The sequence below is a fragment of the Siccirubricoccus phaeus genome (assembly GCF_008360935.1).
Taxonomy (GTDB): Bacteria; Pseudomonadota; Alphaproteobacteria; order Acetobacterales; family Acetobacteraceae; genus Siccirubricoccus; species Siccirubricoccus phaeus.
Genome location: NZ_SRXO01000005.1, coordinates 221,425 through 245,323 on the forward strand (window position 1 = coordinate 221,425; position 23,899 = coordinate 245,323).

The 23,899-nt window shown below is 70.7% G+C and carries 27 protein-coding genes; 13 read left to right on the plus strand and 14 right to left on the minus strand.

The annotated features are described in order from the left end of the window. Positions 1 to 47 precede the first annotated feature (47 nt). Positions 48 to 686 carry a DNA-3-methyladenine glycosylase family protein gene (locus tag E5N76_RS09380; protein ID WP_207791924.1) on the minus strand — a complete coding sequence of 213 codons (639 nt, stop codon included), beginning with the start codon at positions 684 to 686 and terminating at the stop codon, positions 48 to 50. A gap of 246 nt (positions 687 to 932) precedes the next feature. On the opposite strand from E5N76_RS09380, the gene E5N76_RS09385 reads away from it, so the two are divergent. From E5N76_RS09385 to gshB, 4 genes are all read left to right on the plus strand, one after another. Next, complete coding sequence (locus E5N76_RS09385; RefSeq protein ID WP_149537030.1) at positions 933 to 1,652, plus strand: response regulator; 720 nt, start codon at positions 933 to 935, stop codon at positions 1,650 to 1,652. Next, positions 1,649 to 3,136, plus strand: coding sequence for an ATP-binding protein (locus E5N76_RS09390; protein WP_408021699.1), 1,488 nt, complete (start codon positions 1,649 to 1,651; stop codon positions 3,134 to 3,136). The genes E5N76_RS09385 and E5N76_RS09390 overlap by 4 nt, the downstream gene beginning before the upstream one ends. Positions 3,137 to 3,250: 114 nt before the next feature. After that, entirely contained in the window at positions 3,251 to 4,045 is a 795-nt protein-coding gene (locus E5N76_RS09395; RefSeq protein ID WP_149537031.1) for an FTR1 family protein, read from the plus strand. A 208-nt stretch (positions 4,046 to 4,253) separates the two neighbouring features. Further along, complete coding sequence (gshB, locus tag E5N76_RS09400; protein ID WP_149537032.1) at positions 4,254 to 5,198, plus strand: glutathione synthase; 945 nt, start codon at positions 4,254 to 4,256, stop codon at positions 5,196 to 5,198. Positions 5,199 to 5,419: 221 nt separating this feature from the next. Here the strand turns inward: gshB and E5N76_RS09405 are convergent, their stop codons facing one another. The 3 genes from E5N76_RS09405 to E5N76_RS09415 all read right to left on the minus strand — a co-directional run bounded on the left by E5N76_RS09405 (position 5,420) and on the right by E5N76_RS09415 (position 7,653). Next, a complete protein-coding gene (locus tag E5N76_RS09405; RefSeq protein WP_149537033.1) occupies positions 5,420 to 5,932 on the minus strand; it encodes a phosphoribosyl-ATP diphosphatase in 513 nt (170 codons plus the stop codon). After that, entirely contained in the window at positions 5,932 to 6,717 is a 786-nt protein-coding gene (gene hisF, locus E5N76_RS09410) for an imidazole glycerol phosphate synthase subunit HisF (RefSeq protein ID WP_149537034.1), read from the minus strand. The genes E5N76_RS09405 and hisF overlap by 1 nt, the downstream gene beginning before the upstream one ends. A 144-nt stretch (positions 6,718 to 6,861) precedes the next feature. After that, entirely contained in the window at positions 6,862 to 7,653 is a 792-nt protein-coding gene (locus tag E5N76_RS09415) for a substrate-binding domain-containing protein (protein WP_149537035.1), read from the minus strand. 58 nt (positions 7,654 to 7,711) lie between these two features. Here E5N76_RS09415 and E5N76_RS09420 point away from each other — a divergent pair, with 58 nt between their 5' ends. Together E5N76_RS09420 and E5N76_RS09425 are read left to right on the plus strand one after the other, a co-directional pair. Then, on the plus strand, positions 7,712 to 8,017 hold the full coding sequence (locus E5N76_RS09420; RefSeq protein WP_149537036.1) for a nucleotidyltransferase domain-containing protein: 306 nt from the start codon (positions 7,712 to 7,714) through the stop codon (positions 8,015 to 8,017). Continuing rightward, positions 8,014 to 8,244, plus strand: a complete 231-nt coding sequence (locus tag E5N76_RS09425; RefSeq protein ID WP_149537037.1) for a nucleotidyltransferase substrate binding protein — start codon at positions 8,014 to 8,016, stop codon at positions 8,242 to 8,244. The genes E5N76_RS09420 and E5N76_RS09425 overlap by 4 nt, the downstream gene beginning before the upstream one ends. Before the next feature lie 7 nt (positions 8,245 to 8,251). On the opposite strand, the gene hisA is transcribed toward E5N76_RS09425, so the two are convergent. The 5 genes from hisA to hisB are packed head-to-tail and all read right to left on the minus strand — an operon-like array spanning position 8,252 to position 11,325. Beyond that, positions 8,252 to 9,013, minus strand: a complete 762-nt coding sequence (gene hisA, locus E5N76_RS09430; RefSeq protein WP_149537038.1) for a 1-(5-phosphoribosyl)-5-[(5-phosphoribosylamino)methylideneamino]imidazole-4-carboxamide isomerase — start codon at positions 9,011 to 9,013, stop codon at positions 8,252 to 8,254. 8 nt (positions 9,014 to 9,021) lie between these two features. Further along, on the minus strand, positions 9,022 to 9,600 hold the full coding sequence (locus tag E5N76_RS09435) for a GNAT family N-acetyltransferase (protein WP_149537039.1): 579 nt from the start codon (positions 9,598 to 9,600) through the stop codon (positions 9,022 to 9,024). Then, entirely contained in the window at positions 9,597 to 10,259 is a 663-nt protein-coding gene (gene hisH, locus E5N76_RS09440; RefSeq protein WP_149537040.1) for an imidazole glycerol phosphate synthase subunit HisH, read from the minus strand. The genes E5N76_RS09435 and hisH overlap by 4 nt, the downstream gene beginning before the upstream one ends. Further along, a complete protein-coding gene (locus E5N76_RS09445; RefSeq protein WP_149537041.1) occupies positions 10,256 to 10,723 on the minus strand; it encodes a DUF2628 domain-containing protein in 468 nt (155 codons plus the stop codon). Before E5N76_RS09445 ends, hisH begins: the two co-directional genes overlap by 4 nt. Further along, positions 10,723 to 11,325, minus strand: a complete 603-nt coding sequence (hisB, locus tag E5N76_RS09450) for an imidazoleglycerol-phosphate dehydratase HisB (RefSeq protein WP_149537042.1) — start codon at positions 11,323 to 11,325, stop codon at positions 10,723 to 10,725. The genes E5N76_RS09445 and hisB overlap by 1 nt, the downstream gene beginning before the upstream one ends. A 183-nt stretch (positions 11,326 to 11,508) precedes the next feature. Here hisB and hslV point away from each other — a divergent pair, with 183 nt between their 5' ends. The 4 genes from hslV to E5N76_RS09470 all read left to right on the plus strand — a co-directional run bounded on the left by hslV (position 11,509) and on the right by E5N76_RS09470 (position 14,120). Next, entirely contained in the window at positions 11,509 to 12,093 is a 585-nt protein-coding gene (gene hslV / locus E5N76_RS09455) for an ATP-dependent protease subunit HslV (protein ID WP_408021700.1), read from the plus strand. Then, positions 12,093 to 13,418 (plus strand): ATP-dependent protease ATPase subunit HslU, encoded by a 1,326-nt coding sequence (gene hslU, locus E5N76_RS09460; protein ID WP_149537043.1) that lies wholly within the window; start codon positions 12,093 to 12,095, stop codon positions 13,416 to 13,418. The genes hslV and hslU overlap by 1 nt, the downstream gene beginning before the upstream one ends. Before the next feature lie 79 nt (positions 13,419 to 13,497). Beyond that, the gene (locus E5N76_RS09465) at positions 13,498 to 13,722 is read left to right on the plus strand and encodes an AbrB/MazE/SpoVT family DNA-binding domain-containing protein (RefSeq protein WP_149537044.1); all 225 of its coding nucleotides are present in this window, start codon (positions 13,498 to 13,500) and stop codon (positions 13,720 to 13,722) included. Next, positions 13,719 to 14,120, plus strand: a complete 402-nt coding sequence (locus tag E5N76_RS09470; RefSeq protein ID WP_149537045.1) for a type II toxin-antitoxin system death-on-curing family toxin — start codon at positions 13,719 to 13,721, stop codon at positions 14,118 to 14,120. Before E5N76_RS09465 ends, E5N76_RS09470 begins: the two co-directional genes overlap by 4 nt. A 52-nt stretch (positions 14,121 to 14,172) precedes the next feature. On the opposite strand, the gene E5N76_RS09475 is transcribed toward E5N76_RS09470, so the two are convergent. Then, positions 14,173 to 16,239 carry a molybdopterin-containing oxidoreductase family protein gene (locus E5N76_RS09475; RefSeq protein WP_149537046.1) on the minus strand — a complete coding sequence of 689 codons (2,067 nt, stop codon included), beginning with the start codon at positions 16,237 to 16,239 and terminating at the stop codon, positions 14,173 to 14,175. Between the two features lie 77 nt (positions 16,240 to 16,316). Between E5N76_RS09475 and E5N76_RS09480 the strand changes: the two genes are divergently transcribed. Next, positions 16,317 to 17,111, plus strand: coding sequence for an EcsC family protein (locus tag E5N76_RS09480; protein ID WP_149537047.1), 795 nt, complete (start codon positions 16,317 to 16,319; stop codon positions 17,109 to 17,111). Between the two features lie 74 nt (positions 17,112 to 17,185). Here E5N76_RS09480 and E5N76_RS09485 read toward each other — a convergent pair whose 3' ends face one another. From E5N76_RS09485 to E5N76_RS09500, 4 genes are read right to left on the minus strand one after another with little or no spacing between them, the layout of a single operon-like run. After that, on the minus strand, positions 17,186 to 17,995 hold the full coding sequence (locus E5N76_RS09485) for an ABC transporter ATP-binding protein (RefSeq protein ID WP_149537048.1): 810 nt from the start codon (positions 17,993 to 17,995) through the stop codon (positions 17,186 to 17,188). Then, a complete protein-coding gene (locus E5N76_RS09490; protein WP_149537049.1) occupies positions 17,992 to 19,017 on the minus strand; it encodes an ABC transporter substrate-binding protein in 1,026 nt (341 codons plus the stop codon). Before E5N76_RS09490 ends, E5N76_RS09485 begins: the two co-directional genes overlap by 4 nt. A 10-nt stretch (positions 19,018 to 19,027) precedes the next feature. Next, positions 19,028 to 19,876 (minus strand): ABC transporter permease, encoded by an 849-nt coding sequence (locus tag E5N76_RS09495; RefSeq protein WP_149537050.1) that lies wholly within the window; start codon positions 19,874 to 19,876, stop codon positions 19,028 to 19,030. Continuing rightward, positions 19,873 to 21,213: an NtaA/DmoA family FMN-dependent monooxygenase gene (locus tag E5N76_RS09500; RefSeq protein ID WP_149537051.1), complete on the minus strand. Its 1,341-nt coding sequence runs from the start codon at positions 21,211 to 21,213 to the stop codon at positions 19,873 to 19,875. Before E5N76_RS09500 ends, E5N76_RS09495 begins: the two co-directional genes overlap by 4 nt. A 507-nt stretch (positions 21,214 to 21,720) precedes the next feature. On the opposite strand from E5N76_RS09500, the gene mdh reads away from it, so the two are divergent. Both mdh and sucC read left to right on the plus strand, forming a co-directional pair. Beyond that, a complete protein-coding gene (gene mdh / locus E5N76_RS09505) occupies positions 21,721 to 22,674 on the plus strand; it encodes a malate dehydrogenase (RefSeq protein ID WP_149537052.1) in 954 nt (317 codons plus the stop codon). A 31-nt stretch (positions 22,675 to 22,705) separates the two neighbouring features. Then, the gene (sucC, locus tag E5N76_RS09510) at positions 22,706 to 23,899 is read left to right on the plus strand and encodes an ADP-forming succinate--CoA ligase subunit beta (RefSeq protein ID WP_149537053.1); all 1,194 of its coding nucleotides are present in this window, start codon (positions 22,706 to 22,708) and stop codon (positions 23,897 to 23,899) included.

Below are 23,899 nucleotides of genomic sequence, written 5' to 3' on the forward strand. Positions count from 1 at the left end.
GGCGACGGGCGGGGACCATGGAGGTCCGGAGGACGGGTCGGGTCGGCCTACCCATCCTCCACCACCGGCCGCCCGGTGACGAAGCGCCAATGGTGCCACAACAGCCGCGCCGCCAGCGACCGCCACGGCGCCCAGCGCGCCGCCGCCATCGCCGCCAGCAGCTTCGGCGTCGGCCGCGCCGCCAGCCCCAGCAGATGCGCGGCACTCGCCGCCAGGGCCAGGTCGCCACTTGGAAAGATGTCGGGGCGCTGCTCGGCGAAGAGCAGGTGGATCTCGGCCGTCCAGGGACCGAGCCCCTTCACCGCCACCATGCACCGCACCGCCTCGGCATCCGGCAGCGCCGCCAGCGCGGCGAAGTCCAGCCGCCCGTCCAGGCAGGCGGTGGCGAGCGCCCGCGCATGCGCCGCCTTGGGCCGGGACAGGCCGGCCACGCCGCACAGCGTCGCGTCGTCCATGGCCAGCAGCCCCGCCGGCTCCAGCGCCCCCGGCAGGGCGGAGAGCCGCTTCCAGATCGCGGCCGCCGCCTGGTTGCTGATCTGCTGGCCGCAGATCGCCCGCAGCAGCCCGGGAAAGCCCGGCTGCCGGCTGCGCCAGGGCAGCGGCCCGGCGGCGGCCTCGATCGGCGCCAGCGCCGGGTCGGCCGCCACCAGCGCCGCCAGCCCGGCCACCGCCCAGGGGGGCGGCAAGGGGAACGGGGAGGGGGGCGGCGGGGATGGACGGGAGGAGAGGGGAACCATCCCCGCCGCCTGTAGCGCATCGGCCCATTGACGGGGATGGGTCGGGGCCACACCCCCCACGTCGGCCCGCCATGTTGCCGCCAGAACCCCCAGGGCGTGCCGAATTGCAACACTCTGCTACTGCCACGGGAGTCGGCAACTTGGGGAAATATCGGGCAGGTGAAATCCCCGCAGGATTGTTATGTAACGGCAGCCATGGAACCTCAGCCCCATATCCTGGTCGTCGACGATGACCGGGAGATCCGCGACCTCCTCTCCCGCTTCCTGGAGCGCCAGGGCATGCGCGTCTCCGCCGCGCGGGACGCCAAGGAGGCGCGGAAGCTCTGGCCGCTCGGCCGCTACCATCTGGTGGTGCTGGACCTGATGCTGCCGGGCGAAAGCGGCCTCGATCTGGCAAAATGGCTGCGCAGCCAGGCCGAGGTGCCGATCGTGATGCTGACCGCGATGAGCGAGGAGACCGACCGCATCGTCGGCCTGGAACTCGGCGCCGACGACTATTTGGGAAAGCCCTTCAACCCGCGCGAATTGCTGGCCCGCATCCGCGCCGTGCTGCGGCGCGCCAGCGGCGAGGGCAGCGGGCCGAAGGAGCCGCCGCCCAAGGCCATCCATTTCGCCGGCTGGGTGCTGGAACCCGCCCGCCGCCGCCTGGTGAACCCGGACGGGGTGGAGGTGCCGCTGACCGGCGGCGAATACGAGCTGCTGCAGGTGCTGGTGGAGCGCCCAAACCGCGTCCTCACCCGCGACATGCTGATGGATCTGCTGCGCGGCCGCCAGGCCGGGCCCTTCGACCGGGCGATCGACGTCGCCGTCTCCCGCCTCCGCCGCAAGCTGGAGGATGACGGGCGCAACCCCAACCTCATCAAGACGGTGCGCGGCGGCGGCTACGTCCTGGCCGCCACCGTGGACCGCAATTGAGCGCCGCCACCTCGGACAGCGAGGCGGGCGGGGCCGCGCCCGAGCGGTCCCGGAACCAGCAGGCGGGCGAGCCGCCGCCCTCCCCGGGCCAGGCCCCCGGTTCCTCCCCGGGCTCTTCCCCAGGCTCTTCCCGCTGGCGGCTGCCCTGGCTCTGGCCGCAGAGCCTGGCCGGCCGCACCTCCCTGGTGCTGCTGCTTTCCCTCACCGTCATCCAGGCGCTGGGGCTGACCATCCATGCGCTGGACCGGGTGGATCTGCAGCGCTTCTCCCAGGGGCGGGAGATCTCGGCGCGCGCCATCAGCGCCTGGCGCACCGTCATCCTCGCCCCGCCGGAGCGGCGGCAGCAAATGCTGGCCGAGCTGGAAATGCCCCAGGGGCTGGAGGTGACGCTGGAGGACAAGCCCCGAGCGCGGCGCGACCAGCCCGCCCTGCCGCCGCCCATTCTCGGCATGCTGCGGCTGGATGTCATCGGCCTCGGCCCGCCGCGCTTCCGGCCGCGCGACGTCATCACCTCCTGGGGCGGGCCGGGCTCGCCGGAATTCCTGGTCTCCCTGCGGCTGCCGAGCGGGGAATGGCTCAACCTGCACATCCTGCTGCCGCCGCCGCGGCCCTGGCATTCGGAAACCTTCCTCGTCGCCTTCCTGGCCATGACCCTGGCCGGCGGGTTGCTGATCTGGTGGGCGACCCGGCGGCTGACCCGGCCGGTGCGGGTGCTGGCCGAGGCCGCCGACCGGCTGGGCCGCGACGTGAACGCGCCCCCCCTGCCCGAGGCCGGGCCAAGCGAGGTGGCGACCGCCGCCCGCGCCTTCAACACCATGGCGGAGCGCATCCGCCGCTTCGTCAGCGACCGCACCCAGATGCTGGCCGCCATCGGGCATGACCTCCGCACGCCGATCACCCGGCTGCGCCTCCGCGCCGAGTTCATGGAGGATGACGAGCAGCGGCGGAAGATGCTGGCCGATCTCGAGGAGATGGAGGCGATGGTGGCCGCCACCCTGGCCTTCGCCCGGGACGATTCCGCGGCCGAGCCGACCTCCGCCCTTGACCTGGCGGCACTTTGCCGCACCGTGCTGGACGAGACGGCGGATGCCCATCCGGAGCAGGCCGAGGCGCTGAGCTATGCTGGGGCGGAGCGGCTGGTGGTGCAGGTGCGGCCGGTGGCGATGAAGCGGGCGCTGGCCAACCTCATCGGCAACGCCCTGGCCTATGGCAATGCCGCGCAGGTGACGGTGCTGCCCCCCGCCGCCCCTGGCCAGCCCGCGCAGATCCGCATCGAGGATGAGGGCCCCGGCATTCCGCCGAGCGAGCTGGAAGCGGTGTTCCAGCCCTTCAAGCGGCTGGAGGGCAGCCGCAACCGGGAGACCGGCGGCACCGGGCTCGGCCTGCCCATCGCCCGCAACATCCTGCGCGGCCATGGCGGCGACGTGGTGCTGCGCAACCGCCCGGCCGGGGGGCTGCTGGCGCTGGTGACCCTGCCCGTCTGACCCCGACAGGGGCGATCCATCGCGCATGAGCGGAATTTCACGCGACGCGAACGGGGTTCGGCGCTAGGGTCCAATTGATAATCATTCGCAATTGCAGAGAAGCTGCAGGCCACCATGTCGAACGCCGTCGAAGCCGCCCTGATCCTGCTGCGGGAAGGGCTGGAAGCCATCCTGGTCCTCGCCGCCCTGGCCGCCCTGCTGCGCCGCATGGCGCCGGAGCGGATGGGCGCCCTCTGGGGCGGCGCCGGCCTCGGCCTGCTGGCCAGCCTGGCCACCGCCGCCGCCTACATCGCCTGGCGCGACGGGGTGCATGACGACACGGTGGAGGGCATCACCTGCCTGCTCGCCGCCGCCATCATGCTCTGGACCGGCGGCTGGCTCTGGCGGCGCTCCGACCCGCGCGGCTGGAAGCAGAGTCTGCAGCGCCAGGCGGAGGCGGCGCTGGCGGCCAGGCGCGTTGCCATCGCCATCGGCACCATCAGCTTCCTGGCGGTGTTCCGGGAAGGGGCGGAAACCATCCTCTTCCTGGCCGCCCTGGCGCAGGATGGTGGCTGGGGCGGCATGGTGGTCGGGCTGCTGGTGGCCTCGCTGGGGCTCGCCGTGCTGTGGGTGGTGCTGAACCGGGCGGCGGTGCGGCTGCCGCTCGGGCCGCTGTTCAAGGCCACCTCGCTCTTCCTGCTGCTCATGGCCGCGCGCCTGGTCGGCGCCGCCATCCAGGAATTCCAGGAACAGGCGATGGTGGGGTTCGAGCCGGCGGACCTGCCCGACTGGGTCGTGGATATCGGCGTCTCGCCGAGCTGGCAGGGAATCGGCGCCCAGGCGGCGGTGCTGGTGCTGGCAGGGGTGGTGCTGCTGCTGGCGCGGCGGGCCGGGGCGGAGGCTGGGTCCGCCGCGGCGGCGGCGGAGTAATCGGGGGCTTCGCCCCCGCGCCCCCAGCAGGAGGCGCCGCCTCCTGCACCTCCGCCGGGGCCAGGACCTGGCCCCGGACCCCGGTCTGAGTCCTGGACCCGTGGGTTCAACCGGCCGACAGATGGCGACGGCCTCTGGCGTTCGCCCCAAGGGCATGGCAGCAACGGTGCGACAAACCCCCCAAGGGGGGTCTGCCATGGAGACCGCCATGTCCCGAAGCCTCCGCGTCGCCGTGCAGATGGACCCGATCCAGTCCATCAACATCGACGCCGACAGCACCTTCGCCCTGATGCTGGAAGCCCAGGCGCGCGGCCACACGCTGTACCACTACCATGTCCGCGACCTGGCCCTGGCCGGCGGCCGGCTGGTGGCGCAGGCGGAGCCGGTGACGGTGGAGCGCAAGCACGGCGCCCATTGGCAGTTCCGCGAGACGGCGGAGCTGGACCTCGCCACCTGCGACGTGGTGCTGATGCGCCAGGACCCGCCCTTCGACATGGCCTACATCACCGCCACCCACCTGCTGGAGCACATCCACCCGAAGACCCTGGTGGTGAACGACCCGGCCAGCGTCCGCAACGCCCCCGAAAAGCTTTTCGTCCTGCATTTCCCCGAGCTGATGCCGGAGACGCTGGTGACGGCGGACCGGCGGCAGATCCTGCGCTTCCGGGAGAAGCATGGCGACATCATCATCAAGCCGCTCTTCGGCAATGGCGGCGCCGGGGTGTTCCACATCAAGCCCGGCGATTCCAACCTGAACAGCCTGATCGAGATGTTCACCGAACGCTCGCGCGAGCCGCTGATGGTGCAGCGCTACGTGCCGGAGGTGCGCCAGGGCGACAAGCGCATCATCCTGGTGGATGGCGTGGCGATGGGCGCCATCAACCGCGTGCCGGCGGCAGGCGAATCGCGCAGCAACATGCATGTCGGCGGCCGGCCGGAGCAGACCACGCTGACGCCGCGCGAGCAGGAGATCTGCGCCGCCATCGGGCCGGAGCTGAAGCGGCGCGGGCTGATCTTCGTCGGCATCGACGTGATCGGCGGCTATCTGACGGAGATCAACGTGACCTCGCCGACCGGGCTGCAGGAGATCGCCCGCTTCGACGGGGTGAACCTGGCCGGGGCGATCTGGGACGCGATCGAGGCGCAGCGGTAGGCGGGGCGCTGCCCCGGGCCCCGGCAGGGGCTCTGCCCGTTGGCGGCAGTGCCGCCACCCCTCGCCGGGGCTGAGGCTTGGCCCCGGACCCCGCCCTGAGTCTGCTGGTTGGACCCACGGGTCTGGAACCCAGACCGGGGTCCGGGGACCGGTCCGGTCCCCGGCGGAGGTGCAGGAGGCAGCGCCTCCTGCCGGGGGCGTGGGGGCGGAGCCCCGTCACCTCACGGCAGCTTCGTCGTCCTCGCCGCCCTGACGATCCCCTTCGGCCTCGCCGCCTTCTCGACGATTCCGCTGATCCCCTGGCGCCGGTGCAGTTCCGCCCAGACCTCCTCCGGCCTTATGCCGCCATCCACCCACACCACCACCAGGTGGTAGAGCAGATCGGCGCTCTCCAGGATCGTCTCGGCCCGGTGGCCCTGCGTCGCCTCGATGACGCATTCCACCGCTTCCTCGCCCAGCTTCTGCGCCACCTTGGCGGTGCCGCGGGCCATCAGCCGGGCGGAATGGGAATGGTTCACATCGCCGGAAAGGCGCCGCTGCTCCACCGTCTGCCACAGCCGGTCCAGCACCGTGGCGTCGCCATCCGCGGCGGGGATGTCGAGCGGCGCCAGGATGCGCTTCTCCACCGAGCGGACGGATTTCGGCGGCTTCTTGGTCTTGGCGGGCGCCGCCACCGCTTCCGGCATCGGCAGGCTGGCCGCCTTGGCGGCTTTCTTCTTCGGGCTTTTCGGCATCAGGCGGCCTCCGCCGGCAGCGGCCGCACCGGCAGGCCGGCGGCGGCCAGCGCCGCCTTGGCATCCCCGATCCGGAACTCGCCATAGTGGAACACGCTGGCGGCGAGCAGCCCGCTGGCCCCGGCCCTCGCCCCCTCGACGAAATGCTGCACCGTGCCGACGCCGCCCGAGGCGATGATCGGCACCGGTACCGCAGCGCGGACGGCGCGCAGCAGCTCCAGGTCGAAACCGGATTTCGTGCCGTCCCGGTCCATGCTGGTCAGCAGGATCTCCCCGGCGCCCGCCGCCGCCATGCGCGCGGCCCATTGCACGGCATCGATGCCGGTGCCGCGGCGGCCGCCATGGGTGAAGACTTCCCATCCCCCTGGCCACCGCCCCGGTGCCGATTGCCGCGCATCCACCGCGACGACGATCGCCTGGCTGCCGAAGGCCTCCGCCGCGCGGGTGACGAGCTCGGGCTCCGCCACCGCGGCGCTGTTGATGCTGACCTTGTCGGCGCCGGCGAGCAGCAGGCGGCGGCAATCCTCCACGCTGCGCACGCCGCCGCCGACGGTCAGCGGAATGAAGACCTCGGCGGCGGTGCGGGAGACGACGTCGTACATCGTGTCGCGATTTTCATGCGTTGCGCCGATGTCGAGGAAGGTGATCTCGTCCGCGCCTTCGCGGTCATAGGCGCGGGCCTGCTCCACCGGGTCCCCGGCATCGCGCAGCGCGACGAAGTTCACGCCCTTCACGACGCGGCCTTCCTTCACGTCCAGGCAGGGGATGACGCGCAATGCGAGCATCGCTTGGGGGGCCTCCGGCAAGGCACGCAAGGGGCGCGCCACGCGACGCGCCAGGAAGAGCGCGCCGGTCGGCCCCCATGGCGGGGATGCGCGCCCAGGTCAAGCGATGTTGCCGCGTCATTATCCGGTCGTCAGCGCATGCCGTCAGCGCGGCAGCGGGATCAGCCCGGTGGCGGCGATGGTCGGCCGCGCTTCCGGCCCCTGCAGGAAGGCGATGAATTGCCGCGCCAGCTCCCGCTGCTGCGACTTCGCCGCAAGGCCGGCGGAGAAGATCGTCACCTGCTGCACCTCGCGCGGGATCTCGCCGACGAAGTCGGTGCCGCGCTCGGGCAGCAGCTCGCTCACCTGCTGGAAGCCGATCTCCAGCTCGCCGCGGGCGACGCGGCTGGCGACGCGGTCCGTCACCACCCGCACCGCCTTCGGGATCACCTGCTCGGCGACGCCGAGCCGGGGGAATAGCTCGTTGGAGAGGTAGGTGCCGGAAGCGCTGGCGGAATAGCCGATGGATTTCGCCTCCAGCAGGGTGCGGCGCAGGGCATCCACGGTGGAGATGTCCGGGTGGCGGGCGCCGGCGCGGACCACCATGCCGATGGTCGATTCCACCAGATCGGTGCGGCTGCCGGGGAGGACATGGCCGGCCGTCACCAGCCGGTCCAGCGCCGGGGCGGCGAGGACGACGACATCGGTGGTCTCGCCCTTCTCCAGCCGGGCCGGGATGGCGGTGGGGGAGACGCCCATGGAGGAGCCGCGGATGATGGTGATGCGGTGGCCCGTCGCCGCCTCGAATTGCGGGGCGAGCTTGCCGAGGGCGGCATCGAAGCCGCCGGAGGTCATGACGAGGAGCTCGGCGGCCTGGGCCAGGGCGGGGACCAGGGCGGGTGCCGCGGCGAGGAGGGCCGCGAGCAGGGCGCGGCGGGCGAGGGCGGGCATTCGCATGGGACGTTTCCCCCTGATAGGCTGGCCGGAGCCTATCCCCGGGCCATGACCTGCGCCAATGGAACGACCCCTGACTGAATACCGTTTCCTGCAGGCGCTGCGCGACCTGCCCTTTGTCGAGGCCATCTGGCTGTTCGGCAGCCGGGCGCGCGGCTTTGCGCGGGACCGGAGCGATATCGACCTGGCGCTGCTCTGCCCCCGGGCGACGGCGGCGGATTGGACGGCGGCGGAGGCGATCGTGGAAGGGGCGGATACGCTGCTGTCCATCGATCTGGTGCGCTTCGATGCGCTGCCGGAGGGCAGCGAGCTGCGGCAGGCGATCCTGCGCACCCATGTGCCGCTGTTCGAGCGGCGGGCGGCATGAGCGGCGAGGCGGTGGCGGCGCTGCGGGAGCGGCTCGGGCAGGTCGCCCAGGCGCTGGACCGGTTCGGGGCGGCCCTGGCCCGCGACCCGGCCAGCGACGACCTGCTGGTGGACGCGACCATCCAACGCTTCGAATTCAGCATCGAGCTGTTCTGGAGTGCCGCCCAGGCGGCGTTGCGGCGGGAGGGGATCGAGGCCAGGAGCCCCCGCGCTGCACAGTCAGCGTGAAACCGCTCTAGCCCCCCGTCAGGGCCAGCGCCGCCGCCGGATCCACCCGCCCGTCATAGAGCGCGCGGCCGATGATGACGCCCTCGATCCCCTCGGCGGCCACCGCCGCCAGGGCTTCCAGATCGGCGAGCGAGGCGACGCCGCCCGAGGCGATGACCGGCAGCCGCACGGCACGGGCCAGCGCCAGCGTCGCCGCGACATTCACCCCGCCCAGCATCCCGTCGCGGTCGATATCGGTGTAGATGATGGCCGCCGCCCCGGCATCCTCGAAGCGCTTCGCCACTGTCTCGGCCGGCAGGGTGCTCACCTCCGCCCAGCCCTCGGTCGCCACCATGCCGCCCTTGGCGTCGATGCCCAGCGCCACGCGCCCGGGAAAGGCGCGGCAGGCCGCCAGGGCGAAATCCGGGTCCTTCACCGCCGCCGAGCCGAGGATGATCCGGCTGACGCCGCTGGCCAGCCAGGCCTCGGCCGTTGCCATGCTGCGGATGCCGCCGCCGAGCTGCACCTTGATGCCCCCGGCGACGCCCCCGGCCCCCCCCTGCACGGCGGCGAGGATCGCCTGCACCGCCGCCGCATTGGCCGGGCGGCCGGCGAAGGCGCCGTCCAGATCCACCACGTGCACCCAGGCAAAGCCGGCAGCCGCGAAGCCGGCGGCCTGAGCGGCGGGGTCGGCGCCATAGACCGTGGCCTGGTTCATTTCGCCCCGCTTCAGCCGGACCACCCGGCCGCCCTTCAAATCGATGGCGGGGTAGAGGGTGAGCTTCGCCATCGCGGGACCTATTGGTTCAGCCCCAGCACCTGGCCGGTGCTGCGGCCACGGCCCGGCTCCAGGGGCTTGTAATAGTAATGGCCGGCGACGGTCTGGCCGCGCACCCGCGCATAGGCGGGATGGGTGCCCCAGCGGATATAGCCCATGCCCTCGAAGAGGTTGATCGCGGTCTGCTGCGTCTCCCGCACATCCAGGTTGAGGACGCGGTGGCCGAGGGCGGCGGCGCGCTCCTCCACCCGCCGCAGCATCAGCCGGGCGAGGCCATGGCCGCGGGCATAGGGGGCGATATAGGCATGGGTCAGGGTGGCGCCGATCGCCTGCGCCTCATTGTTGCGGGGCGGGCGGACGAGCTGGGCGCTGCCCACCACCATGCCGTCCAGCCGGGCGATGAACAGCTCCCGTTCCGGCACCAGCAGCACGCCGCGGAAATGGCGTTCCAGGGCAGCGCGGCCCTGGGGCTCGATCCAGCCGAAGCCGCCGCCCTCGATGATGGCGGCATCGGTCGCCTCGCAGAGCTCCGCCATGTCGTGGTCGGAAAGCTCGGTGACGCGTTCGACCAGGAGATGGGTGGGAGAGGTCTCGCTCATGGCGTCCAGCGCAGGAAATTGCCGAGGAGGCGCAACCCGACCGTCGCGCTCTTCTCGGCGTGGAACTGAGTGCCGGCGATATTGCCGCGTCCGACCATGGCGACGACCGGGCCGCCATAGTCGGTGGTGGCCAGGAGCTCCTCCTGCCGGCCGCCCTGGAGGGCGTAGGAATGGACGAAATAGGCATGCTCGCCGGGGGCGATGCCGGCCAGCAAAGGGTGGCGGCCGGCGGGGAAATCCAGCGTGTTCCAGCCCATCTGCGGCAGGGGCAGGGGGGCGCCGGCTTCATCCTTCGGCGCCATCGGCGCCATGTCCCCGGCAATCCAGCCGAGGCCCGGGGTCACGCCGTGCTCGAGGCCGCGCTCCGCCATCACCTGCATGCCGACGCAGATGCCGAGCAGCGGGGCGCCGGCGGCGACGCGTTCGTTCAGCGCTTCCACCATGCCGGGCAAGGCGAGCAGGCCGCGCATGCAGGCGGCGAAGGCGCCCTGGCCGGGCAGGATGATGCGGTCGGCGCGGCGGACCGCCTCCGCCTCCCGCGTCACCGCGGCGGCGATGGGGATACCGGCGGTGGCGGCGGCCCGTTCCAGCGCCCGCATCACGGAGGCGAGGTTGCCGGAGCCGGGATCGACCACCGCGATGGGCAGCTTCGCGCTCATGCCGAGGCGGCGGCGAGAGGGGCGGCCAGGGGGAGGGCGAGGGCGGGGCGGGCGGCCAGCAGGCGGCGCAGCGCCTCCGCCTCATCCCGGGCGGCGACCACGGCGCCCAGGGCGTAGCCGCGGCGGGCGAGGGCGGCGGCGCGGAGATCCTGCGCCATGGCGCCGAGCAGGAATTGCCCGGCCAGCAGGCTGGGCAGCACGGCCCAGCCCGGCGCCAGGACGGCCAGCAGCAGGACCAGGCCGAGCCAGGCCATGGCCCCCCACCACAGCCGGTGGCGCAGCAGCCAGAACGGGCCGAACAGGAAGGCACCCCAGGCGAAGCCTTCCCGCAGCATCAAAGCGGGCCGCGCCGCCGGGCCAGGCCGGGGGGCGGGCGCGGCGGCAGCCGGGCCGGTGGGCGGCACGCTGCCGGCCCGCGCAAGGCGTTCGGCCTCGGGCGGGAGATGGACGGTCCAGACGCGCATCAGGCCTCCAGCACCCCCTTGGTGGAGGGAATCGCATCCGCGGCCCGCGGATCCAGCTCCACCGCCATGCGGAGGCTGCGGGCCAGCGCCTTGAAACAGGCCTCGGCCACATGGTGCGCGTTGGTGCCTGCCTTCAAGGTCAGGTGCAGGGTGATGCCGGCATTGAAGGCGAAGGCGCGGAAGAATTCCTCGAACAGCTCGGTATCCATCGTCCCGATCTTGTCGCGCTGGAAGGGCACGGACCAGGCGAGGAAGGGGCGGCCGGAAATGTCGATGGCGGCTTCCGCCAGCGCCTCATCCATGGGGATGAGGGCGTGGCCGTAGCGGCGGATGCCGCGCTTTTCCGCCAGCGCCTGGCGCAGGCACTGGCCGAGGACGATGCCGACATCCTCAGTCGTATGATGGTCGTCGATATGCAGGTCGCCCGCCGCCTGGATGTCCAGGTCGATGAGGGCGTGGCGGCCTAGCGCCGTCAGCATATGGTCGAGGAAACCGATGCCGGTCGCGACGCTGACCGCGCCGGTGCCGTCCAGCACCATGGTGGCGGTGATGGCGGTCTCGGAGGTGGTGCGGGTGAGGGTGGCGGTGCGAGGGGCGGACATCGGCGAGGAGATACGCCGGCAGGGGGGGCGGAGCAACCGGGATGGAAGGGGAGGGGGAGGCGAGTGGGGAAAGGGGTGAAGAGAGGAGGCCAAGGGGAAGGAGGGCGGGGAAGGAGGGCGGGGAAGGAGGGCGGATCGGCCGTTCGGCCCGCCCCGGTTGCCGCCGGCGGGGGAAAGGGCCACATGGCTGCCATGCCTACCCCCTACTCCCAGGCCGCACCGGACCTCGCCGGCTGGCACGGCACCACCATCCTCTCCGTCCGCAAGGGCGGGCGGGTCGCCATGGCCGGGGACGGCCAGGTCTCCCTCGGCCAGACCGTGGTGAAGGGCAATGCCCGCAAGGTCCGCCGCATCGCCAATGGCAAGGTCCTGGCCGGCTTCGCCGGCGCCACCGCCGATGCCTTCACCCTGCTGGAACGGCTGGAGGCGAAGCTGGAACGCTTCCCGGACCAGCTCGAACGCGCCTGCGTCGAACTCGCCAAGGATTGGCGCAGCGACCGCTACCTGCGGCGGCTGGAAGCGCTGCTGGCCGTCGCCGACGCCCGCCGCTCCCTGCTGCTGACCGGCCAGGGCGATGTGCTGGAGCCGGAGGATGCCGTCATCGGCATCGGCTCCGGCGGCAATTACGCCCTGGCCGCCGCCCGGGCGCTGCTGCCGGTGGAGGGGATGGACGCCGAGGAGATCTGCCGCCGGGCCATGAAGATCGCCGGCGACATCTGTGTCTACACCAATGGCAATATCGTGCTGGAAACCCTGGACGCCGCCTGATGCTGGAAGCCGTGAACCTCTCCCCGCGCGAGATCGTCTCGGAGCTGGACCGCTACATCGTCGGCCAGCATGACGCCAAGCGGGCCGTCGCCATCGCGCTGCGCAACCGCTGGCGCCGGCAGCAACTGCCGGAGGGGCTGCGCGAGGAGGTGGTGCCGAAGAACATCCTGATGATCGGCCCGACCGGCTGCGGCAAGACGGAGATCGCCCGCCGCCTGGCGAAGCTGGCCAACGCGCCCTTCCTGAAGGTGGAGGCGACGAAATTCACCGAGGTCGGCTATGTCGGCCGCGACGTGGAGAGCATTGTCCGCGACCTGGTCGAGGTCTCCATCACCCAGACGCGCGAAGCCTCCCGCAAGGGCGTGCAGGCCAAGGCGGAGCTGGCGGCGGAGGAAAGGCTGGTGACGGCGCTGGTGGGCGAGGGGGCCTCCGGCGAGACGCGGCTGAAATTCCGCCGCATGCTGCGCGAGGGCCAGCTCGAGAGCCGCGAGGTGGAGGTGCAGGTGGCCGATGCCGGCGGCGGCATGCCGATCGGCATGATCGACCTGCCGGGCGCGCAAGGGCTGCAGATGCAGAACATGCAGGACATGCTGGGCAAGATGTTCGGCGGCCGCACCAAGGCGCGGAAGATGACCGTCGCCGAGGCGCGCCAGGCGCTGCTGAAGGACGAGGCGGACAAGCTGCTGGACCAGGAGCAGTTGACCCGCGAGGCGGTGGCGAACGCCGAGAACAACGGCATCGTCTTCCTCGACGAGGTGGACAAGATCGCCCGCGGCTCCTCGGAGAACGGGGTGCGGGGCGGCGATGTCAGCCGCGAGGGCGTGCAGCGCGACCTGCTGCCGCTGATCGAGGGCACCACCGTTACCACCAAGCATGGGCCGGTGAAGACGGACCACATCCTCTTCATCGCCTCCGGCGCCTTCCACCTGTCGAAGCCCTCCGACCTGCTGCCGGAGCTGCAGGGCCGGCTGCCGATCCGGGTGGAGCTCTCCGCCCTGACGCGGGAGGATTTCCGCCGCATCCTGACCGAGCCGGAGCATTCCCTCATCAAGCAGTATGTCGCGCTGCTGGGCACCGAGGGGGTGACGCTGGAGGTGAAGGAGGATGCGGTGGACGCCATCGCCGACCTGGCGGCCGACATCAACGCGAAGGTGGAGAATATCGGCGCGCGGCGCCTGGCGACGGTGCTGGAGCGGCTGCTGGAGGAAATCAGCTTCACCGCCAGCGACCGCGGCGGCGAGACGGTGCCGGTGGATGCGGCCTATGTGCAGGAGAAGGTGGCGCCGCTGGCGGGGAGCGCGGATCTCAGCCGGTATATTCTGTAGATACGAGTGTTATAACTTTCCCTGGCCTGGGATGGGCCGGGGGTGTTATAACCTGCGTGGACACGAAGGGGCTGCCGCCATGGCCACGCTGAAGCTGCGCGCGATCGGGAATTCGGTGGGGGTGGTGCTGCCGAAGGAGTTGCTGGCGCGGTTGAACCTGCAGGAGGGGGATACCCTGCATGCGATCGAGACTCCCGAAGGCCTGACGCTGACGCGCCTGACCGCCGAGCAGGAGGAGCAGTTGCGCATCGGGCGCGAGGTGATGCGCAAATACCGCAATGTCCTGCGCGAATTGGCAAAGTGAGTGGCGAGCCGCACTGGCTGGACCGCGAAGTTCTGCTGCTGTTGCACCGCGCGGCCCTGGCGGAGCATGGCGGGTTGGCCGGTGTCCGAGATCACGGGCTGCTGGACAGTGCGCTGGCCCGTCCGCAGAACCTGCATGCCTATGAAGGCGAAGGGGATCTTTGCCGGCTGGCGGCAGGCTATGCCGGCGGGATCGTGCGCAACCATCCCTTCGCCGATGGCAACAAGCGTACCGCCTTCATCGCTGCCATTGTTTTCCTGGATCGGAACGGCGTGGTGACCGAGCTGGCCGAGGGCGAGGCTATCGCCGCCATGCTCGACCTCGCCGCCGGCGACCTGCCGGAGGAAGGCTTCGCCGCTTGGCTTCGCGACAACATCCGGTCGCGCCAGGGTTCCTGACGGAAGGCACAGCCCTCTCCGGCGGCAGATGGGCAGTAGGAACAGCTATCGGCTAAGCCGGCCGCAGCCACACCGCGATATCGTGAAACGCCACGCCCCCGGCCGGCGCCACCGGGTCCGCGCCGACCAGTGCGTTCACCCCGATGCCCTCCGGGAAATCGGCACTGGGAGAAATGCCTTCCAGCGCCAGCACCCCTTCCAGCACCCCGTCGAACAGCATCGCCTTCAGCGTCAGCGCGCCGCGCGCATTGCCGATGCGCACCGTCGCCCCATCGGTGATTCCGAGCCGCGCCGCATTCTTCGGGTTCACCCGCAGCACCGGCGCCCCCTCGCGCTTCTTGGAACCCGGCGTTTCGGTGAAACTGGTGTTGAGGAAGCTGCGCGCCGGCGGGGTGATCAGGCGGAAGGGCGTGTCCGCCCCCGCCCATTCCAGCTTCTGCCAGTAGCTCGGCAGGGACGGCATCTCCCCGCCATAGGGGCCGAGGGCCGCCCAATCCGGGCGGAAGCGGAAGCGCCCGTCCGGCTGCGGGAAGCCGGCGAAGGCCGGGCCCGAGGGGATGGCATTCGCCACCGGCAGGAAGCCCTGCGCCACCGCCTCCGCCCAGCCGCCATGGCCGGAGGCGCGGAGCGTCGAATCCAGAATCTCGACATCGCTCATCCCGAAGCCAGGATGCTCCGCCCCGAGGCGCGCCGCCAGCCCCTGCACCACCGCATGGTTGGACCGCGCCTCGGCATAGGGCGCGATCACCTGCGGCGCCACGGTCAGCGCCGTGTGGCCGAGGCCCATGGTGATGTCGTTCTGCTCAAGGAAGGTGGTCGCCGGCAGGACGATATCGGCGAAGGCGGCGGTGGGCGTCAGGAATTGCTCATGCACCGCGAGGAACAGGTCCTCCCGCGCCAGGCCGCGGCGCACCGCATGGCTGTCCGGCGCCACCTCCGCGCTGTTGGCGTTCTGGATCAGCATGGCCTTCACCGGCGGCCCGCCGCAGAGCGCCTCCGCCTCGCTATTCAGCACCGCGCCGATGCGGGACTGGTCCAGCACCCGCACCTTCGGGTCGATCCGGTCGCTGGCCCAGGCGAGCCGCGTATCCAGCCCCCAGCCATCCAGCGCGTAGAAGAAGGCGCCGCCGCCCTCCTTCGCCCAGGCGCCGGTCAGGGCGGCAAGGCAGGAGACGGCATGCATGGTCGCCGCCCCGTTGCGGTGCCGGGTGAAGCCGACGCCGGCGCGCAGGAACAGCCGCGGCGTTTCGATGTAGAGCCGCGCCAGCTCCGCGATCGCCGCCTCGCTGAGCCCCGTGACCTCCGCCGCCCAGGGGATGGAATGGCTGCGGATATGCGCCTCCACCTCCGCCGACCAGTCGGTGTGCTGCGCCAGGAAGTCCCGGTCCGCCGCCCCCGCCTCCAGCGCCGCCGCCATCAGCGCCAGCGCCAGCGCCGCATCCGTGCCCGGCCGCAGCACCAGCCCCAGATCGGCGGCCTCGATGGACGGCGACCGATAGGCGTCGATCACCACCAGCTTCGCCCCGCGCGATTTCCGCGCCCGCTGGATATGGCTCATCAGGTTCACCTGGGTGGCGACCGGGTTGCCGCCCCACATCAGGATCAGGTCGGCCTCCGCTACCCCCCGCGGGTCGCTGCCGCGGGCGGCGCCGATGCCGGCCTTCCAGCCCATCTGCGCCGGGGTGATGCAGATGGTGGAGATCTGCCGCGAATACCCCATCACATGCCGCAGCCGGTCGATCCCCCAGCGGGAGAGCACGCCGAGCGTCCCGCCGCTGTGGTAGGGCCAGACCGCCTCCGGACCGTACTCCGCCGCGGCGGCGCGGAACGCTTCCGCAACCCGGTCCAGCGCCTCGTCCCAGCCGATCTCGGCGAAGCGCCCCTCGCCCTTGGCGCCCACCCGCAGCAGCGGCCGCGCCAGCCGCCCCGGGTGATGCACCCGCTCCGCATACCGCGCCACCTTCGCGCAGCAGGTGCCGGCCGTGTAGTCATAGGCGGCCGAGCCGCGCACCCGGCCGATCCGCGTCGGCGAGAGCTTCTCCACCTCCAGCACGCAGGCGCTGGGGCAGTCATGCGGGCAGGCGGTGCGGATCTGGCTGGGGGCGAGGCTGCCATCCATGGCGTGTCTCCGGGCTCCTCCCCACATCCTGCCGGGCCGGCGAACCCGGCGCCATCCCGAAGGTTGTTGCCCTGCCGATGAGCGACCGAACCCTGCCCGTCCCCGCCACCTTGCCGCCCGAGGCCCAGCAGGAGCTGGAATCCGCCCTGGCGGTGCTGGAGGGCGTCTCCCTCCCCATGCGCCTGGCCAGCCTGGTCGGCAGCTCCGTCGACTCGCTGCGGCGGCAATTGCCGCTGCCGGCCCAGCGCCTGCTGATGGCGGCGGTGCAGCGCGCGCTGGAAGTGGCCATGCGCACCGCGCTGAAGAGCGATCCGGCGCGCAATCCCACGCCGCTCTCCGGCGCCTGGCTGCATCGCGGGCTGCTGGCGGCTTCCGGCGTTGCCGGCGGGGCGCTGGGCCTGCCGGGCACGCTGCTGGAACTGCCCGTCTCCACCACCCTGCTGCTGCGCCAGGTGGCGGCCATCGCGGCGGAGCAGGGGGAAGACCTGTCGCGCGCCGAAGCCCAGGCGGAATGCCTGAAGGTCTTCGCCCTGGGCGGCAGGGACCCGACGGATGACGCGGCGGAAAGCGGCTATTTCGCCCTGCGCCTGGCCCTGGCGGAAACCTTGCAGGGCGCGGTGGGGCGAGGGCTGGCCGGGCTGCTGCCGGGCTTCCTCGGCGCCGTCGCGGCGCGCTTCGGGGCGCCGGTCGCGGTGAAGCTTTCCGCCCAGGCGGCGCCGGTGATCGGCGCGGCAGGCGGGGCGGCGGTGAACCTCGCCTTCCTGGAGCACTTCCGCGGCATCGCCACGGCGCATTTCACCATCCGCAGGCTGGAACGGAAGCATGGGCCGGTGCTGGTCAGGGCAGCCTACGAGGCGCTGCGGACGGTTTGAGGGGGACGTCGTCCCCCTCAAACTCCCCCTACCAAAGGCCGAAAGGCCATTGGAAACCTTGAGTCCGGAGCCGTCTAGTCAATACCGCCCGACGCACTCAACGCACGCCTCACCCGGTTCGCCACCTGCGCAAAACCCACCGTCTCCGTCATGTCCAGCGTCCGGGGGCGCGGCAAATCCACCGCAATGTCGCCGATGATCCGGCCGGGGCGGGGACTCATCACCAGCACGCGGTCGGCCAGATAGACGGCTTCCGAAATGCTATGGGTGATCAGCAGCACCGTCTTGCGCTGCTCCATCCAGATGCGCTGGAGCTCACCGTTCATCTGCTCCCGCGTCATCGCATCCAAGGCGCCGAAGGGCTCATCCATCAGCAGCAGCTCCGGGTCATGCACCAGGGCGCGGCACAGCCCGACGCGCTGCTGCATGCCGCCCGAAAGCTCCCACGGATGCCGGTCGGCGAAGCCGGACAGGCCGACCAATTCGATCAGCGCCTTGGCCGTCGGCAGATAGGCCGCCTTGTCCATGCCCCGGATCTCGATCGGCAGCAGGATGTTCTCCAGCACGCTGCGCCAGGGCATCAGCAGCGGCGACTGGAAGACGATCCCGACCTCCGGCGAGGGGCCCGTCACCCCCGCCCCCTTCACCCGCACCGCGCCGGCACTCGGCATCAGCAGGCCGGAGACCAGCTTCAGCAGCGTGCTCTTGCCGCAGCCGGACGGCCCGACCACCGCCAGGAACTCCCCCGGCGCCGCCGCCAGCTCGATGCCGCTCAGCGCCGTCACCGCCCCGCGCTTCGAGCGGTAGGCGAGATCGACCCCCTCCAGCGCGATCACCGGCCTCCCGGCGGTCACCGTCCGGGCTGCTTCCAGCACCTCGCTCATGCCGGGATGAACGCATTGGTGTAGATGGTGTTCACTGGCACCTTCTGGTTCGCGGTGATGGCGCCGCTCTGCACCAGCAGGTTCAGGCAATTCTCCCAATCGCCATCGGTGGTGAAGCCCAGCGGCTTGCCCTCCGTCGCCGCGGTATAGAGGCGCGGCACCGTCAGCTCCCATTGCAGCTTCACCGAATCCCGCCGGTTGGCCGGGGCGCGGGAGCGGCGCATCGCCACGTCCGTCGCTGCGTCATGGTTGGCCGCCGGCACGCAATCCGCGACGCTGCGGGAGGCGGCGCGGGTGAAGCGGCGGACGAGGTCCGGGTTCTGCGCGATGGTGTCGTCATGCACCAGCAGCCCCTGGCTCATCGACTTCACCCCGAAATCGGCGAAGGGCATGATGTGGATCGGCTTGCCCTTCCCCTCCCGCGCCGCGACGACCATGTCCATGGGCGAGCCGATGACGGTGCTGACGATGCCCTCCACCTGCCCCTGGTAGAACACCGTGTTGCGCGCCGCGACGGCGACGATGCGCAGCGTCACCTGGTCCGGGCGGATGCCGTTGGCCGAGAGCAGCAGGTCCAGCGTCGTCTTCTGGTCCGCCGCGGCGGCGAGGCTGCGGCCGATCATCTCCTGCGGCGTCCGCATCGGCTTCTCCGCCCAGGAGACGATGGCCGAGCCGCCATTCTGCACGATGACGAAGATGCTCTTCGCCTTCACCCCGCGGGCGACGGAATTCGCCGTCACCATGCAATCCGCCATGCCGAAGGTGTCCTCCTTCGCCTGGACGAGATTGACCGCCTTGGCCGAGCCGGAGCCGTCCCGGACGTCGAGCTCGATGCCCTCCTCGGCGAAGAAGCCCTTCTCCACCCCCCAGTAGAAGGGGATCTGGTAGCCGGACAGCGCCCAGTCCAGCCGCAGGCTGGCGGCGGTGCGGCCCTGCGCGACGGCCGGGGCGGCCAAGGGGCCAACGAGCGGCGCGGCGAGCAGCGTGGCGCCGAACCCGCGCCGGGTGATACGGAAACTCATCTCTTGCTCCTCAGCCGGCGTTGCGGATGGAGACGTGCCAGGGGATGACCAGCCGCTCGAGCTGGACGACGGCGACGAAGAGCGCGATGCCCATCGCCACTAGGATCAGCAGCGCGGACCACACCAGCGGCCCGTCCAGGGTCGCGGTGGAGGTCAGCAGCAGATAGCCGAGCCCGACATCCGAGCCGACGAATTCCGCCACGATGGCGCCCACCACGGCGGAGCAGATGGCGATCTTCAGCCCGGCGAAGATCTGCGGCAGCGCGGTGGGAATGCGCACCTTCAGGATGGATTTCACCGCGCCCGCGCCCATGGAGCGGACCAGGTCCAGCATGTCCGCCTCCACCGCCTTCAGCCCGGTAACGGAGGCGACGACCACGGGGAAGAAGGAGATCAGGAAGGTGACCGCCACCTTGGGCGGCAGGCCGAATCCCAGCCAGACGACGAAAAGCGGCGCGATGGCGACCTTCGGGATGGTCTGGGAGCCGACGATGAGCGGCATCAGCATCCGCTCCAGCGTGCGGTTCAGCACCACCGCCAGCGCCAGCCCGATGCCGAGCACGGCGCTGACCAGAAAGCCCAGCAGCACCACCGCCGCCGTCGCCTTGGTGTGGCGCCAGAACAGCGGGGCGTCCTCCGCGATCTTCTGTGCGACCGCGATGGGGGAGGGGAGGAGGTATTCCGGGATGGCGAAGAATTTCACCGCCCCCCACCAGGCCAAGCCGACACCGGCCAGCAGCAGCAGGGGCAGCAGGATGTTCAGCAGCCGCGCCGGCTCCGGCAGGGCGAGGCGGCGGGCCAGGGGGGCAGCGCCAGGTGCGGCGCCGGCCGTGGGCCCAGGGGCGGGAATATCGCTCATGGCGCCAGATTCTCCCGCAGGGTCCGGCCTTCGTAGTGGCGGCGGAAGCGGCCGCGGCGTTGCAGCTCCGGCACCAGCAGCGTCACCAGGTTCTGCAGCTGCACCCGCGGCCCGCCCTGGCTGTGGCCCAGCATGAAGCCGCCGCGCTCGCCCGTCGCCTCGAACACCTCCTCCAGCCGATCGGCGATCTGCGCTGCGGTGCCGGTGCGGGTGTTGCTGTAGCCGGTGGCGGCGCGCAGGCCGTGCTGGAAGAATTCCTCCCGCGTCACCTCGCCATCCTCGCCATGCTCGGCGATCAGCAGCCCGACGAAGCCGACCGGGGAGGCATTCGCCGCCACGATCCGCTCCTGTAATTCCCGCAGGGTGAAGCGGGAGGGCAGGGTGGACATGTCGAAGCCGCTATTGTGGGAGAGCCAGACGCCGACCGCTTCCTCCGGCACTGCCTCGATGATCTTTTCTTTCATCGCCGCGGCCTCGGCGGCCGTTTCGGCGACGATCGCCTTGGTGGACCAGACGATGCCGACCTGGGACGGGTCGCGGCCCTTCTCGCGCAGGATCTCGTCCAGCTCCGCCCGCTGCTTCGCCATCAGCGGCAGGGATTTCGTGGCGGCGAAGACGTGGTCCGCCACATGCGCCGCGGCCCGGGTGCCGCGGGGGGAGCCGCCAGCCTGGATCATCACCGGCCGCCCCTGCGGCGAGGACGGCGCGTTCAGCGGCCCGCGCACCCTGAAGAAGCGCCCCTCATGGTGGATGGGCTTCACCTTCGCCGGATCGGCCACCTGCCCCGTCTTGCGGTCCCAGAGGAAGGCGCCGGGCTCGACGCTGGCCCAGAGCGCCTTGCAGACATCGACGAACTCCTCCATCCGGTCGTAGCGGACGGCGTGTTCCACCAGCTCGTCATGGCCGTAATTCTGGTAGTCGGAGCGGCGCTGGGAGGTGATGACGTTGAACGCCATGCGCCCGTTCGTCACATGGTCCAGGCTGTTCAGCAGCCGCGCCGTGTAGAAGGGGTGCATGAAGGTCGAGGAATAGGTCAGGCCGAAGCCGACATGGCTGGTCACCCGGGACATCAGGGTGATCCAGGGCGACATGTCCATGCGCGGCCAGGCGACGCCCCAGCGGGCGGCGTCCTCGATGTCGTCCTTCCAGGTGTTCGGGATGCCGGTGCCGTCGCCGAAGAAGATCATGTCGAACAGCCCGCGCTCGCAGGTGCGGGCCACTTCCTCGAACAGGCCGGGATCGGGGTAGTTGGGGCCGACCCAGCTTCCCGGGTCGCGCCAGAGGGTCTCCACCTGGGTCCAGGAGATGTCGAGGGCGAGGTGCATGCGCCTGGGCATGGCGGAAGGCCCCTTTTCGATGCGGCGGTATCCGAAGGGGATCACGGGCGGGGCGGGCCGCCAACCGGCTTGGCGCGCCGAATCGCGGTGCCCGGGCAGAAAGTGACGCGAGAGTGGGCAGAACCTTAGCTTATACGGCGTATATTTGGGCTGTAAGCCGGGAATATCGGGCGAATGCCGAAAATATTAGCATTTGCCCGAGGCGGCGTTTAGGCTCTGCGCCTGACTCTCCCCGGGGGCCACCTGCGGTGCTTTTCCCTTGGGTTTGCTGGTTGGACCCCCCGGGTCCAGGACTCCGACCGGGGTCGGGGAGGGGTTCCCTCCCCGGCAGGGGTTCGGGGGCAGCGCCCCCGATCTTTTCCTTGTTTTTCCTGCCCTTACCCGACTGTGCCGGCCCCACCCGACGCGCAGGGCAGCGCCGCCAGCACCGCGCCTTGTCGCCCTTTCCGGGCCGGGCTAGGAAGCGGCGCAGCATTCGCATAGCCCCCACAGGCATAGGGACGCGTCATGGCCCGCAAGAAGATCGCGCTGATCGGCGCCGGCAATATCGGTGGCACCCTCGCTCACCTGATCGGCCTCAAGGAACTGGGCGATGTCGTCCTGTTCGACGTCTTCCCGGGCGTTGCCGCGGGCAAGGCGCTGGACATCATGCAGTCCGGTCCCGTGGACGGCTTCGACTCCGCCATGGCCGGCACCGGCGACTACGCCGCCATCGCCGGCGCCGATGTCTGCATCGTGACCGCCGGCTTCCCGCGCATGCCGGGGATGAGCCGCGACGATCTGCTGACCAAGAATGCCGAGGTCATCGCCAAGGTGGGCGAGGGCATCAAGACCTACGCCCCGAACGCCTTCGTCATCTGCATCACCAACCCGCTGGACGTGATGGTGTGGGTGCTGCAGCAGAAGTCGGGCCTGCCGCCGGAGCGCGTGGTGGGCATGGCCGGCGTGCTGGACAGCAGCCGCTTCCGCCTCTTCCTCGCCCAGGAATTCGGGGTGAGCGTTGAGGACGTGACCGCCTTCGTGCTCGGCGGCCATGGCGACACCATGGTGCCGCTGACCCGCTACTCCACCGTCGCCGGCATCCCGGTGCCAGACCTCATCAAGATGGGCTGGACGACGCAGGAGAAGATCGACGCCATCGTGAACCGCACTGCCAATGGCGGCGGCGAGATCGTGAAGCTGCTGGAGCGCGGCTCCGCCTTCTACGCGCCGGCAGCCAGCGCCATCGCCATGGCGGAGAGCTACCTGCTGGACAAGAAGCGGGTGCTGCCCTGCGCCGTGCTGCTGAATGGCGAGTACGGCCAGAAGGGCTTCTATGTCGGCGTACCCGTCGTGATCGGCGAGAAGGGTGTGGAGAAGATCGTCGAGGTGCAGTTCACGCCGGAGGAGAAGGCCGCCTTCGACAAGAGCTGCGATGCGGTGAAGAAGCTGATCGAGGACTTCAAGAAGCTCGGCGTTTGATCCATCCCTCCTCCGGCGGAGCCAGCCCAGCATGAACATCCACGAATACCAGGCGAAGGAGTTGCTGCGGCGCTACGGTGTCGCGGTGCTGGAAGGTCATGTGGCCTGGACGCCGGAGGAGGCGGAGGCGGCGGCGAAGAAGCTGCCCGGGCCGGTCTATGTGGTGAAGTCGCAGATCCATGCGGGCGGCCGCGGCGCCGGCCGCTTCGCCGATGACCCGAACGGCAAGGGCGGCGTCCGCCTGGCCAAGTCGCCGGAGGAGGCGAAGGCGGCCGCGGCGGCGATGATCGGCCATACGCTGGTCACCAAGCAGACCGGGCCGGGCGGCAAGCTCGTGTCCCGCGTCTATGTGGAGGCCGGCTGCGACATCAAGCGGGAGCTGTATCTCGGCCTGCTGGTGGATCGCTCCACCTCCCGCGTGGTCATCATGGCGTCCACCGAGGGCGGCATGGAGATCGAGGAGGTGGCGGCGAACCACCCCGAGAAGATCCTGAAGGTACATGTCGATCCCGCCTCCGGCATCTCCGGCTTCCATGCGCGGAAGCTGGCCTTCGGCCTGGGCCTGACCGGCAAGCAGGTGGGCAGCTTCACGAAGTTCGTCACCAGCCTCTACGGCGCCTTCCTCGAACTCGACTGCGCCATCGTCGAGATCAACCCGCTGGTCGTCACCGGCGCGGGCGACATCGTGGCGCTGGATGCCAAGGTTTCCTTCGACGACAACGCGCTGTTCCGCCACAAGGACCTCGAGGCCCTGCGCGACGACAGCGAGATGGACCCGAAGGAGCTGGACGCCACCAAGCACGAGCTGAACTACGTCGCGCTGGACGGTGAGATCGGCTGCATGGTGAACGGCGCCGGCCTTGCCATGGCGACCATGGACATCATCAAGCTCTACGGCTCCTCGCCCGCGAACTTCCTGGACGTTGGCGGCACGGCGAATGCGGCGCGGGTGACGGAGGCGTTCCGGATCATCACCTCCGACGCCAACGTCAAGGCGATCCTGGTGAACATTTTTGGTGGTATCGCCAAGTGCGACATGATCGCCTCGGGGATCGTTGAGGCCAGCAAGAACCTGTCGCTGTCCGTGCCGCTCGTCGTGCGGCTCGAGGGCACGAATGTCGAGCTCGGCAAGAAGATCTTGGCCGAGAGCGGCCTCGCCATCATCCCCGCCGACAATTTGGCTGACGCCGCACAGAAGGTCGTCGCCGCCGTGAAGGGGGCGTAA

Excerpts from the sequence above, each read along its gene's own strand:
- E5N76_RS09385 (WP_149537030.1), top strand. The coding sequence starts at position 933 with ATGGAACCTCAGCCCCATATCCTGGTCGTCGACGATGACCGGGAGATC.
- E5N76_RS09395 (WP_149537031.1), top strand. The coding sequence starts at position 3,251 with ATGTCGAACGCCGTCGAAGCCGCCCTGATCCTGCTGCGGGAAGGGCTG.
- gshB (WP_149537032.1), top strand. The coding sequence starts at position 4,254 with ATGTCCCGAAGCCTCCGCGTCGCCGTGCAGATGGACCCGATCCAGTCC.
- E5N76_RS09405 (WP_149537033.1), bottom strand. The coding sequence starts at position 5,932 with ATGCCGAAAAGCCCGAAGAAGAAAGCCGCCAAGGCGGCCAGCCTGCCG.
- hisF (WP_149537034.1), bottom strand. The coding sequence starts at position 6,717 with ATGCTCGCATTGCGCGTCATCCCCTGCCTGGACGTGAAGGAAGGCCGC.
- E5N76_RS09415 (WP_149537035.1), bottom strand. The coding sequence starts at position 7,653 with ATGCGAATGCCCGCCCTCGCCCGCCGCGCCCTGCTCGCGGCCCTCCTC.
- E5N76_RS09420 (WP_149537036.1), top strand. The coding sequence starts at position 7,712 with ATGGAACGACCCCTGACTGAATACCGTTTCCTGCAGGCGCTGCGCGAC.
- E5N76_RS09425 (WP_149537037.1), top strand. The coding sequence starts at position 8,014 with ATGAGCGGCGAGGCGGTGGCGGCGCTGCGGGAGCGGCTCGGGCAGGTC.
- hisA (WP_149537038.1), bottom strand. The coding sequence starts at position 9,013 with ATGGCGAAGCTCACCCTCTACCCCGCCATCGATTTGAAGGGCGGCCGG.
- E5N76_RS09435 (WP_149537039.1), bottom strand. The coding sequence starts at position 9,600 with ATGAGCGAGACCTCTCCCACCCATCTCCTGGTCGAACGCGTCACCGAG.
- hisH (WP_149537040.1), bottom strand. The coding sequence starts at position 10,259 with ATGAGCGCGAAGCTGCCCATCGCGGTGGTCGATCCCGGCTCCGGCAAC.
- E5N76_RS09445 (WP_149537041.1), bottom strand. The coding sequence starts at position 10,723 with ATGCGCGTCTGGACCGTCCATCTCCCGCCCGAGGCCGAACGCCTTGCG.
- hisB (WP_149537042.1), bottom strand. The coding sequence starts at position 11,325 with ATGTCCGCCCCTCGCACCGCCACCCTCACCCGCACCACCTCCGAGACC.
- hslV (WP_408021700.1), top strand. The coding sequence starts at position 11,509 with ATGGCTGCCATGCCTACCCCCTACTCCCAGGCCGCACCGGACCTCGCC.
- hslU (WP_149537043.1), top strand. The coding sequence starts at position 12,093 with ATGCTGGAAGCCGTGAACCTCTCCCCGCGCGAGATCGTCTCGGAGCTG.
- E5N76_RS09465 (WP_149537044.1), top strand. The coding sequence starts at position 13,498 with ATGGCCACGCTGAAGCTGCGCGCGATCGGGAATTCGGTGGGGGTGGTG.
- E5N76_RS09475 (WP_149537046.1), bottom strand. The coding sequence starts at position 16,239 with ATGGATGGCAGCCTCGCCCCCAGCCAGATCCGCACCGCCTGCCCGCAT.
- E5N76_RS09480 (WP_149537047.1), top strand. The coding sequence starts at position 16,317 with ATGAGCGACCGAACCCTGCCCGTCCCCGCCACCTTGCCGCCCGAGGCC.
- E5N76_RS09485 (WP_149537048.1), bottom strand. The coding sequence starts at position 17,995 with ATGAGCGAGGTGCTGGAAGCAGCCCGGACGGTGACCGCCGGGAGGCCG.
- E5N76_RS09490 (WP_149537049.1), bottom strand. The coding sequence starts at position 19,017 with ATGAGTTTCCGTATCACCCGGCGCGGGTTCGGCGCCACGCTGCTCGCC.
- E5N76_RS09495 (WP_149537050.1), bottom strand. The coding sequence starts at position 19,876 with ATGAGCGATATTCCCGCCCCTGGGCCCACGGCCGGCGCCGCACCTGGC.
- E5N76_RS09500 (WP_149537051.1), bottom strand. The coding sequence starts at position 21,213 with ATGCCCAGGCGCATGCACCTCGCCCTCGACATCTCCTGGACCCAGGTG.
- mdh (WP_149537052.1), top strand. The coding sequence starts at position 21,721 with ATGGCCCGCAAGAAGATCGCGCTGATCGGCGCCGGCAATATCGGTGGC.
- sucC (WP_149537053.1), top strand. The coding sequence starts at position 22,706 with ATGAACATCCACGAATACCAGGCGAAGGAGTTGCTGCGGCGCTACGGT.